This window comes from Roseomonas sp. OT10, assembly GCF_020991085.1.
GTDB classification, from domain to species: domain Bacteria; phylum Pseudomonadota; class Alphaproteobacteria; order Acetobacterales; family Acetobacteraceae; genus Roseomonas; species Roseomonas cutis.
The window spans coordinates 4,706,896-4,718,100 of the sequence record NZ_CP087719.1 but is presented as its reverse complement, the minus strand read 5'-3'; the positions used below and the strand labels follow the sequence as shown (position 1 = coordinate 4,718,100).

The following is an 11,205-nucleotide window of genomic DNA, read 5'->3' as shown; positions in this document are numbered from 1 at the left end:
AGGGCAAAGAGGGAAACGCCATGAGCAACGCCAAGAGCAACGCCAACGCCAGAACCGGCGGCCAGATCCTGGTGGACCAGCTCCGCGCCCAGGGCGTGGACCGCGTCACCTGCGTGCCCGGCGAGAGCTACCTCGCCGTGCTCGACGCGCTGCACGACAGCGGCATCGACGTGTTGACCTGCCGCTTCGAGGGCGGGGCGGCGATGATGGCGGAAGCCTACGGCAAGCTGACCGGGCGGCCGGGCATCTGCTTCGTCACGCGCGGGCCGGGGGCGACCAACGCCTCCGCCGGGGTGCATGTGGCGATGCAGGATTCCACGCCGATGATCCTCTTCGTCGGACAGATCGCCGTGGAGATGCGCGAGCGCGAGGCCTTCCAGGAGCTCGACTACCGCGCCGTCTTCGGCACCATGTGCAAATGGGCGGTGGAGATCGACACGCCCGAGCGTATCCCCGAACTCGTCTCGCGCGCCTTCCACGTCGCCATGCAGGGCCGCCCCGGCCCCGTGGTGATCGCCCTGCCGGAGGACATGCTGACGGCGATGGCGACGGTGGCCGATGCGCCCCGCGTCACCCCCGCCGTGGCCTCGCCGGCGCCGGCCGATATCGCGCGGCTGGGCGCGATGCTGGAGACGGCGCGGCGCCCGCTCGCCATCCTCGGCGGCTCCGGCTGGGATGCGGCGGCGGTGGACGCCATGGCGGAGTTCGCCTCCCGCTGGTCGCTGCCGGTCTGCACCTCCTTCCGCCGCGCCGACCGCTTCCGCTGGGACCACCCCTGCTATGTCGGCGACCTGGGCATCGGCCCCTCGCCGAAGCTGCTGGCCATGGTGAAGGAAGCGGACCTGCTGCTGCTGGTCGGCGGCCGCATGTCGGAGATGCCCTCGGGCTCCTACACGCTGCTCGACATCCCCGTGCCGAAGCAGGCCCTGGTGCATGTGCATCCGGGCGCCGAGGAGCTGGGCCGGGTCTATGTGCCCACCCTCGCCATCCAGGCCGCGCCGCGCAGCTTCACCCCCGCCCTGGCCGGCCTGTCGCCCAAGGGCACGGCCGCCTGGGCGAGCGCGACCGAGGCGGTGCACGCCGCCTATCTCGACTGGTCCGGCACCACCCGCACCCTGCCGGGCGAGTTCCAGTTCGGCGAGGTGATGCGCTGGCTGAACGAGACCCTTCCGCCCGACACAGTGCTGTGCAACGGCGCCGGCAACTTCGCCGGCTGGATGCACCGGCACTGGCGGTTCAGCCGGCTCGGCACCCAGCTCGCCCCCACCTCCGGTTCCATGGGCTATGGCGTGCCGGCGGCGATCATGGCGCAGTGGCTGAAGCCGGGCGGCCTGGCCCTGGCCATCGCCGGCGACGGGGATTTCCTGATGACCGGCCAGGATTTCGCCACCGCCGTGCAGCACGACATCCCGCTGGTGATCGTCGTCATCGACAACGGCATGTACGGCACCATCCGCATGCACCAGGAACGCGAATACCCCGGCCGCATCTCCGCCACCCGCCTGCGCAACCCGGACTTCGCCGCCTATGCCCGCGCCTTCGGCGGCCATGGTGAGACGGTGCGCGCGACGGCGGAGTTCGCCCCCGCCTTCGAGCGGGCGCGTGCCTCCGGCAAGCCGGCCATCCTGCACTGCTTCCTCGACCCCCGCGCCCGCTCCGTCGGCCGCGACATGCCGGAGGGGCAGCCGGTTTGAGCGGCTGCGTTCGTGGCCCGGGGGAAAGGCTCTGCCTCTCCCCCGATACCCCCTCTCCGCCAGGAGCAGAGCCCCTGGACCCCCGTTCACAGACGCGTCGGCACGCCGGGGAGCCATGCTCCCCGGCGACGGCGGCCTCCGCGCCTATGGCCTTCCATGATGCCGGCCTGACGGCCGCCACGCAGCGCCAGGCTCTCGCCGGGGTCCGGGGGCCGGCCCGCCCCCGGGGTTGGGGGTATCGGGGGAGGCGGCGCCTCCCCCGGGCCACGCCGGACCACGCCGCATGACCCCCCGCCACGTCGCCGTCCTGGGCGCCGGCATCGCGGGCGCGGCCTCGGCCATCGAGCTGCTGCGCGCCGGGCACCGGGTGACGATCCTGGAGCCGGGCCCGCCGGGCGGGGAGCAGGCGGCGAGCTTCGGCAATGCCGGCTGGCTGTCCTCGCATTCCGTGCTGCCGCCCAGCGTGCCGGGGCTGTGGCGGAAGGTGCCGGGCTTCCTGGCCGATCCGCTGGGGCCGCTGGCGATCCGCTGGTCCCACTTCCCGCGGGCCCTGCCCTGGCTGCTGCGCTACATCGCCGCCGGGTCCAGCGAGGCGAGGTTGCTGCGCATCGCCCAGGCGCTGCGGCCGCTGCTGGTGGAGTCGCGCGAGCTGCACGCGGCGCTGGCGCAGGAGGCCGGGGTCGCGGCGCTGATCGAGCGGCGCGGCGTGATGCACGCCTTTACCTCGCGCGCGGGCTTCGAGGCCGAGGCGATGGGCTGGCGCATCCGCCGCGCGGTCGGCATCGGCTGGACGGAGCTGGAGGGCGAAGCGCTGCGCACGGCGGAGCCGAACCTGGACCCCGCCTATGCCTTCGGCGTGCTGGTGGAGGAGGCGGGGCGCTGCCTCGCGCCCGGCGACTACGTCGCGGCGCTGGTGCGGCTGGCCCAGGCGCGGGGTGCCGTCCTGCGCCCCGTGGCGGCGACGGGGCTGCGGCTGGAGGGCGCGGTGCTGCGCGGCGTGGCGCTGGCGGATGGCTCGTCGCTCGACTGCGACGCAGCAGTGATCTGCTGCGGCGCGCGGTCGAAGGGGCTGGCGCGGCAGGCGGGCGATGCCGTGCCGCTGGAGAGCGAGCGCGGCTATCACGTCATGCTGAAGGACACGCAGCAGCACGGGCCGGTGCATTCGATGAGCCTGTCGGCCGCGAAGATGGTGGTGAACCCGATGCGCGACGGGCTGCGCGCGGCGGGGCAGGTGGAGATCGCCGGCCTGGACGCGCCGCCCAACTGGAAGCGCGCGGAGATCCTGCGCGACCACCTGCTGAAGAGCTTCCCGTCCCTGCCGCAGCCGTTCCCGGCCGAACGCGTGTCCTTCTGGATGGGGCATCGTCCCTCCACCCCGGACGGCCTGCCGGTGCTGGGACGGTCGAGCGCCAGCCCGGACGTGATCCACGCCTTCGGCCACGGCCATGTCGGGCTGGTGGCCGGGCCGCGCACCGGGCGGCTGGTGGCGCAGCTGCTCTCCGGCCAGCCGGCCGAGATTCCCGTGGATCCCTTCTCCGCCCGCCGCTTCCGTGGAGGCTCCCGATGACCAGCACCCCCATCCTCCCCGTCGCAAAGCGGGGAGTCGCGCGCGGCGGCAAGGCGCTCTACGGCGTCCCCCTGGGCATCCTGATGCTGGAGGCGCGCTTCCCGCGCATCTTCGGCGACATGGGCAACGGCACCACCTGGCCCTTTCCCGTGCTCTACCGCGTCGTGCGCGGGGCCAGCCCGGAGAAGGTGGTGCTGAACGGCGCCAACGGCCTGCTGGGCGATTTCCTCGACGCGGCCAAGGACCTCGTCGCGCAGGGCGCCGAGGCCATCACCACCAATTGCGGCTTCCTCTCCCTGTTCCAGCGGGAGATCGCGGCGCATGCCGGCGTGCCCGTCGCGACCTCCAGCCTGATGCAGGTGCCCTGGGTGCAGGCCATGCTGCCGCCCGGCCAGCGCGTCGGCCTCGTCACCGTCTCCGGCGGCTCGCTGACGCCGCGCCACCTGGAGGCGGTGGGCGTGCCGCTGGACATCCCGATGGAGGGCACGGAAAGCGGCCAGGAGTTCTTCCGCGTGCTCATCAAGGCAGAGAAGGACGACATGGACATCGACCTCGCCGAGCAGGACGTGGTGGAGGCGGCCCGGCGCCTGGTCGCCCGCCACCCGGAGGTCGGGGCCATCGTGCTGGAATGCACCAACATGCCGCCCTACGCGGCAGCGGTGCAGCGCGCCACGGGGCGGCCCGTCTACGACATCTACTCGATGATCACCTACTTCCACGCCGGCCTGCGCCCGCGCGACTTCGCCCTTCCAGCGTGAACGGGCGGGTGGGCCGGCCCGCCGGCTTCACGCCGTCGCCACCGCGGCTTTCGTGCCTCGTCTGAAGGACGCTCACTCCCAGGGCGGCGCTCCACAAGACGCCCACACGGACAGGGCATCACCCCGGCCGCCGATCCGGGCCCCGAAGCCTCCGCCGGGCCCATGAAGCCGATGTGGCGCGCAGGTGGACTGATACGGACGGCAGGATGTCCCTTGATCCGTGCCGGCGTGGGGTGTGCCCGTTCCCCCGGGGGCAAGGCTCTGCCTCGCCCCCGTACCCCCACTCCGCCAGGACCCTGCGGGCCCTGGACCCGATCAGCGCTGCCGCAGGACAGCCGAATACGGGGTCGAGGCGCCGAGGAGCATGGCTCCTCGGCGGGTACGGTCGCCGCCCTCGCTGACGCTCTCTGAAGCTTCTTCAGAGTCCCGCCTGTCCGCGCTTCGTCAGGGTTCAGCCCGCAGGCTGACGCCCACCGGAAGCGTCAGACTCCCAGCGGGGTCCGGGGCCCGCTTGTGGCCCCGGCAGGGGAGGGTCTGGGAGGGGACGGCGTCCCCGCCCGGTCCACCGCAGGAACACCACAGCACGACAGGTCACGACATCCTGCCGTCAGCATCATGCGGACGGGGGGATTCCCCGGGCCTCGGCGGGAATACCGGCTCCTGCGGTGGCCGTCGGCCTGCGGACCGGACCGGCAGGGCGTGCGGAGGGACAGGGCGCCAAGCAGGCATCAGAGGCGTCTGCAGGTGCGGGCCGCCGGCATCGGCGACCTCGCCTGTCCTCAGGGGCCGGGTGCTGTCAGCCAGTCCCGCAGCAGGCGGTTGGCCATCTCGGGCGCTTCCATCACCGGCAGGTGGCCGCAGCCGGGAAAGGTGTGCAGGGTGGCGCCCGGGATGCCGGCGGCCATTTCCTCGGCCAGCGCGGGCGGCGTCAGCTGGTCCTCGGCGCCGACCGCCACCAGGGTGGGCATGGCCAGGCCGGGCAGCAGCGGCCGGGAGTCCGGCCGGGCCAGGATGGCGCTCTGCTGTCGCAGGAAGGCGTCGCGGCCGACCCGGGCCGCCATGTCCAGGACCTCCTGCCCCAGCGGCCCCTGCAGGTTGTCGGGATGCAGCAGGTGTGGGAGCAGCCGCGGGGTGACGCCGCGGAACTGGCCCGAGCGGGTCAGCGTCATCAGCCCACGGCGGCGGCGTGACTGCTCCGCCGTGTCCGGCCGGGCGGAGGTGTCGAACAGCGCCAGGCGCAGCACCCGCTCCGGCGCCTGCCGCAGGATCTCGAAGGCGACATAGCCGCCCATGGAAAGCCCGGCCAGGGCGAAGCGCGGCGGGGCGGCGGCCAGGGTCCGCCGCGCCATGGCCGCGACGCTTTCGTCGAGCGTCAGGTCGGCGACGGTGGCCTCGGCGATGTCGGCGAGGCTGGTGACCTGGTCGCGCCACAGCCGTGCGTCGCAGAGCAGGCCGGGCAGGAGCAGCAGCGGGGTTCGCTCGGTCATGGGCATAGCGATAATCCGGATCGCGGAGGCGCGGTATGCCGGGGCGGCGGGGGCAGGCCTGCCGCCGGCCAGGGCCGGCCCGCCAGGGCCCGCCGGCCGCGATGCCGGCGTCCCACGCATGGCTGCCGCCCTGTCCGGGGAGCGGCAAACCCGCCCCCGGCTGCGGAAAACCTTGCTTTCATGGGCTTCCTCCCGCATATGCGGGGCGTCCCCGGGGCGCTCGCGCGGCCCTGGCCGTCCTGCTGCGATCGCCTGCCCGCGATGAACAGCGCACCGCCGCCGGGCGGGCCACGCGCCCTCGGGACAGAGAAGAGGACAGCCGCGGAGAGGCCGCGGCACAACCAGCCCGGCGCATGCGCCGGGCGCCGCAGGAACCGACCCGTCTTGACCGACCCGCGTCCCGACGCCCCCGTGGCGAAGACCGCCGAACACATCCAGAACCAGTTCTCCGGGGACCAGGCCCCCGGCACCACGCCGGACGAGACCATCCCCGAGGTCGCGCCCGATCCGGAGCGCGAGGACACCGTGCCGGCCGAGCCGGAGCGCCCCGCCGAGGAGACGACGGAGGAGCGGCCGGAGCAGTTCTACACCGACGCGGCGGTCCCGAATGTCGACGTGCCGCCCGAGGGTAGCGCGATCGAGCCCCGCCCGCCCCTGCACGATGTCCCGGGCTCGACCGCGGCCGAGCTGGGCGCCTTCGCCGCCGAGGCTGCCGGCCACCTGCCGGACGAGCCGGCCGAGGCCCTGGCCCCGGAGGCCGCCTCTCCGCCCGACGCCCCCCCGGCCGAGGCGGGGGCCCTGGCCTCCGACGGCGCCGCGGCGGAGCTGCCGGAGGGTGCCACCTCCGAGGAGGAGGAGGCGCCCGACCCCGAGCCCCTTCCCGGCTTCGACTCCCTGGGCCTTTCCGAGCCGATCCTCCAGGCCCTGGCCGATGCCGGCTACGTCACGCCGACGCCGATCCAGGAGCAGGCCATCCCGGTCGTGCTGATGGGCCGCGACGTGCTCGGCTGTGCCCAGACCGGCACGGGCAAGACGGCGGGCTTCACCCTGCCGATGCTGGAGATCCTGGCCGGCAGCCGGGCCAAGGCGCGCATGCCGCGCAGCCTGATCCTGGAGCCGACGCGCGAGCTGGCGCTGCAGGTCGCCGAGAACTTCGTGAAGTACGGCAAGCACCTGAACCTGGAGCATGCGCTGCTGATCGGCGGCGAGAGCATGGGCGACCAGCGGGCCGTGCTGGAGAAGGGCGTGGACGTGCTGATCGCCACGCCGGGCCGGCTGCTGGACCTGTTCGAGCGCGGCCGCATCCTGCTGGCGGACTGCAAGATCCTCGTCATCGACGAGGCGGACCGCATGCTGGACATGGGCTTCATCCCCGATGTCGAGCGCATCGTCTCCATGCTGCCGCCGCTGCGCCAGACGCTGTTCTTCTCCGCCACCATGGCGCCCGAGATCCGCAGGCTGGCCGATGCCTTCCTGCAGAACCCGAAGGAGATCACCGTCTCGCGCCCCGCGACGGTCGCCTCCACCATCACCACCGGCCTGATCCTCACCCAGCCGCACGCCAAGCGCGAGGCGTTGCGCAAGCTGCTGCGGCGCGAGGCGGTGCACAACGCGCTGATCTTCTGCAACCGCAAGCGCGACGTGGACATCCTCTACAAGTCCTTGCAGAAGCACGGCTTCTCGGTGGGCGCGTTGCATGGTGACATGGACCAGCCCAGCCGCTTCGCGACGCTGAACAAGTTCAAGGCGGGCGAATTGCAGCTCCTCGTCTGCTCGGACGTGGCGGCGCGCGGCCTCGACATCGGCGGCCTGTCCCACGTCTTCAACTTCGACGTGCCCTTCCATGCCGAGGACTACGTCCACCGCATCGGCCGCACCGGCCGGGCGGGGCGCGAGGGCCATGCCTACACCATCTGCACCCCCGACGACGCCAAGCTGCTGGCGGCGGTGGAGAAGCTGACGGGCATGCCGATCCCGCGCATGGAGGTCGACGGCATCGAGGGCGTCGAGGCGGGAGAGATGGAGGCGGCGGCGCACAGCCCGCGTGGCGGCCGCGGTCGCCGCGAGGGTGGCGAGCGTGGCCGCGACGGCGGGCGGGACCGCGGCGGGCGCGGCCATGTCCGCGTCGGGCCGCGCCCGGACGAGCGGGCCGGCCGTCGCCGTGACGAGCCTCGCCGCGAGGAGGCCCGCCGTGACGAGCCCCGCCGTGACGAACCCCGCCGGGCCGAGGCGCCCCGCCGCGAGGAGGCGCAGGACATCCCCGTGCGCGAGGGCCGTCCGCCCCGCCACGAGGAGGCCCGTCCCCGCCGGCACGAGGGGTCCTCCCGCCACGAGGAGCGCCCGCGCCACGAGGACCGGCCGCGCCGCGACGGCCGCGACCGCGACGACCTGGGCCCGCCGGTACGCGGCTTCGGGGACAGCATCCCGGCCTTCATGCTGATCCCCATCCCCCGCCCGCGCCGGACGGCGGAGGACGCCGAGGCGGCCTGATCGCCGCCCGGACGGCGTGGCCGTCCGCGACGGCGGCGTCGGAACCCGGCCCCCCGGGGACCCTGCTCCTGGGCGGCTTGCCCCCCGGACGGGCCGGGGCCACCATCCCGCCCCTGCGGGGCCCCGGGCCCCGCCACCCGCGATCCTGCGCGGGACGTCGCCGCGACCGGCCGGGCCGCGCCTCCGTCCCGCCGGACCAGCCAGGAGACGCCCGATGAATTCCGTCACCCCCGTCAAGGCGACGCGTCCGACCTTCCAGTGGGACGACCCGCTGCTGCTGGAGGAGCAGCTGACGGAGGAGGAGCGGATGATCCGCGACGCCGCCCGCGCCTTCTGCCAGGACCGGCTGGCGCCACGCATCCTGGAGGCGAACCGCCGCGAGCACTTCGACCGCGCGATCATGAACGAGTTCGGCGAGCAGGGCTTCCTGGGCGCGACGCTGGAGGGCTATGGCTGCGCCGGCGTCGGCTACGTCTCCTACGGGCTGATCGCGCGCGAGGTGGAACGGGTGGACAGCGGCTACCGCTCCGCCTTCTCGGTGCAGTCCTCGCTGGTGATGTACCCCATCCATGCCTTCGGCTCGGAGGCGCAGAAGGAGAAGTACCTGCCGAGGCTGCGCAGCGGCGAGTGGGTCGGCTGCTTCGGCCTGACCGAGCCCGATGCCGGCTCCGATCCCAATTCCATGCGCACCCGCGCGAAGAAGGTCGAGGGCGGCTACCTCGTCTCCGGCTCCAAGACCTGGATCAGCAATTCCCCCATCGCCGATGTCTTCGTGGTCTGGGCCAAGGATGACGAGGGGGTGCTGCGCGGCTTCATCCTGGAGAAGGGGATGAAGGGCCTCACCGCGCCCAAGATCGAGGGCAAGTTCAGCCTCCGCGCCTCCGTCACCGGCATGATCATGATGGACGAGGTCTTCGTGCCGGAGGAGAACCGCCTGCCGGGCGTGAAGTCGCTCGCCGGCCCCTTCTCCTGCCTCAACCGCGCCCGCTACGGCATCTCCTGGGGCGTGCTGGGGGCGGCCGAGGATTGCTGGCACCGCGCCCGCGACTACACGATGAACCGCATCATGTTCGGCCGGCCGCTGGCGCAGACCCAGCTGATCCAGAAGAAGCTCGCCGACATGCAGACGGAGATCACGCTGGGCCTCCAGGCCGCGCTGCGCGTCGGCCGGCTGTTCGACGAGCACAAGGCGGCGCCGGAGATGATCTCCCTGATCAAGCGCAACAACTGCGGCAAGGCGCTCGACATCGCCCGCATGGCCCGCGACATGCACGGCGGCAACGGCATCGTGGACGAGTACCACGTGATCCGCCACGCCATGAACCTGGAGACCGTGAATACCTACGAGGGCACGCACGACGTCCATGCGCTGATCCTCGGCCGCGCCCAGACGGGGCTGAACGCCTTCGGCGGCTGAGGGCCGTCGAAGGGCGGCGCGATGGGGACCCTCCTCGATTTCTCCCGCGCGGGGGACGTGTTCGAGATCCGCGCGATCATGCAGGCCGCCATCGCGCCCGCCTTCCTGCTGACCGCGCTGATGGGCGCGCTGAACATGCTCTCCGCCCGGCTTGGCCGGGTGATCGACCGGGAACGCGCCATCCGCGCCGGCGCCGCGGCCATGTCCGGCGAGCGCCAGCAGCTCGCCCGGCGCGCCCGGGCGGCGCACCGGGCCATCACCGCCTGCGTCGTCGCGGCGCTGCTGATCTGCGCCCTGATCGTCATCTCCTTCGCCGGGCCCTTCTTCGGCCTGCGCACCGGCTTCGTGCTGGGGGCGATCCTGGTGCTGGCCCTGCTCGCCCTGATGGTGGGGCTCGGCTTCTTCCTGGAGGAGGTCCGCCTGACCGCCCGCTACCTGCCGCGCGAGGACGATTGAGCGACGCCATCGAGGTGACGGTCGACCGGATCGGCTCCGGCGGCGACGGTCTCGCATCCTGGCCCGGCGGCGATGCCGCCGTCCTGCCCTTCACCCTGCCCGGCGAGCGCGTCCGCGCCCACGCGACCGGACGGCGCGGCCCGCTGGTCCTGGCCGAGGCGGAGGCGATCCTCGCCCCCAGCCCGGACCGGGTGGCCGCGCCCTGCGCCCATTTCGGCACCTGCGGCGGCTGCGCCCTGCAGCACTGGGCGCCGGAGCCCTATCGCGCCTGGAAGCGCGGGCGGGTGGTGGAGGCGCTCTCCCGCGCCGGCTTCCGCGATGCCCCGGTGGGCGAGGCGGCGGTGAGCCCGCCCCGCAGCCGGCGGCGCGCCGACCTGGCGATCCGGCAGGGCGCGGCGGCGCCGCTGATCGGCTTCCACGCCCGTGGCGCGTCCGGGGGCGGCGCCCCGGTGGTGGACATGCGGGAATGCCACGTCCTGCACCCGCGCCTCTTCGCCCTGGTGGCGCCGCTGCGCGCGCTGCTGCCGCGGCTGCGGGCCTTCCGGCGCGAGGGTTCGGCGGTGGTCAACCTGCTCGACACCGGACCGGACCTGCTGCTGCGCACGGATGCGCCGCTGGATGCCGCCGACCGGCGGGTGCTGGCGGAGTTCGGCGCGGCCCAGGGCCTGCCGCGCATCGCCTGGGCCCTGAAGGACGGGCCGGCGGAGACGGCCGCTCAGAATGGCAGCGTGTCGCTGACCCTGGGGGGCGTGGCGGTGGCCCCGGCCCCCGGCGCCTTCCTCCAGGCGACGCCGGAAGGCGAGGCGGCGATCGCCGCCGCCGTTCTGGCCGGCCTGCCCGCGAAGCGACCGCCGAAGGCGCGGATCGCCGACCTCTATGCCGGGCTCGGCACCCTGTCCCTGCCGCTCGCCGCCCTGGCCCGGGTGGAGGCCTTCGAGGGCGCGGCGGAGGCGGTGGCCGCGCTGGCCGCCGGGGCGAACAAGGCCCAGGCGAGGGTGGCGGCGAAGCGGCGCGACCTTGCCCGCCAGCCCCTGGCCCCGCCCGAGCTGGCGGCCTACGCCGCCGTGGTGCTGGACCCGCCCTATGCCGGCGCCCCGGAGCAGTCGGCGCTGCTGGCGCGCAGCGCGGTCTCGCGGGTGGTCTATATCTCCTGCAACCCCGGGGCGCTGTCGCGCGACGCCGCCCTGTTCGCCCGGTCCGGCTGGCGCGTGCTGGCCGCGACGCCGGTGGACCAGTTCCTCTGGTCGCCGCATGTCGAGGCAGTGGCGGTGCTGGCGCGCGGCTGACCCGCGCCGCTATGCCGCCTCCCCCGGGGGGCCACCAGCGGGTCCCGGAC

Annotated in this window: 8 protein-coding genes; 7 read left to right on the top strand and 1 reads right to left on the bottom strand. The window is 73.9% G+C overall.

Translation table 11 applies throughout. The features are described 5' to 3' along the window. Positions 1-20: 20 nt before the first annotated feature. The 3 genes from LPC08_RS21490 to LPC08_RS21480 all read left to right on the top strand — a co-directional run bounded on the left by LPC08_RS21490 (position 21) and on the right by LPC08_RS21480 (position 4,019). The gene (locus LPC08_RS21490) at positions 21-1,694 is read left to right on the top strand and encodes a thiamine pyrophosphate-binding protein (RefSeq protein WP_230450270.1); all 1,674 of its coding nucleotides are present in this window, start codon (positions 21-23) and stop codon (positions 1,692-1,694) included. Between the two features lie 283 nt (positions 1,695-1,977). Then, positions 1,978-3,261, top strand: coding sequence for an NAD(P)/FAD-dependent oxidoreductase (locus LPC08_RS21485; protein ID WP_230450269.1), 1,284 nt, complete (start codon positions 1,978-1,980; stop codon positions 3,259-3,261). Beyond that, the gene (locus tag LPC08_RS21480) at positions 3,258-4,019 is read left to right on the top strand and encodes an aspartate/glutamate racemase family protein (protein WP_230450268.1); all 762 of its coding nucleotides are present in this window, start codon (positions 3,258-3,260) and stop codon (positions 4,017-4,019) included. The genes LPC08_RS21485 and LPC08_RS21480 overlap by 4 nt, the downstream gene beginning before the upstream one ends. 779 nt (positions 4,020-4,798) lie before the next feature. Here the strand turns inward: LPC08_RS21480 and LPC08_RS21475 are convergent. Then, positions 4,799-5,506, bottom strand: coding sequence for an alpha/beta fold hydrolase (locus LPC08_RS21475; protein ID WP_230450267.1), 708 nt, complete (start codon positions 5,504-5,506; stop codon positions 4,799-4,801). A gap of 720 nt (positions 5,507-6,226) precedes the next feature. On the opposite strand from LPC08_RS21475, the gene LPC08_RS21470 reads away from it, so the two are divergent. The 4 genes from LPC08_RS21470 to LPC08_RS21455 all read left to right on the top strand — a co-directional run bounded on the left by LPC08_RS21470 (position 6,227) and on the right by LPC08_RS21455 (position 11,155). Then, complete coding sequence (locus LPC08_RS21470; protein ID WP_441295847.1) at positions 6,227-7,996, top strand: DEAD/DEAH box helicase; 1,770 nt, start codon at positions 6,227-6,229, stop codon at positions 7,994-7,996. 214 nt (positions 7,997-8,210) lie between these two features. After that, the gene (locus LPC08_RS21465) at positions 8,211-9,413 is read left to right on the top strand and encodes an acyl-CoA dehydrogenase (protein WP_230450266.1); all 1,203 of its coding nucleotides are present in this window, start codon (positions 8,211-8,213) and stop codon (positions 9,411-9,413) included. A gap of 21 nt (positions 9,414-9,434) precedes the next feature. Next, positions 9,435-9,869, top strand: a complete 435-nt coding sequence (locus tag LPC08_RS21460; RefSeq protein ID WP_230450265.1) for a DUF2721 domain-containing protein — start codon at positions 9,435-9,437, stop codon at positions 9,867-9,869. Next, the gene (locus tag LPC08_RS21455) at positions 9,866-11,155 is read left to right on the top strand and encodes a class I SAM-dependent RNA methyltransferase (protein WP_230450264.1); all 1,290 of its coding nucleotides are present in this window, start codon (positions 9,866-9,868) and stop codon (positions 11,153-11,155) included. The genes LPC08_RS21460 and LPC08_RS21455 overlap by 4 nt, the downstream gene beginning before the upstream one ends. The last annotated feature ends 50 nt before the right edge of the window (positions 11,156-11,205 follow it).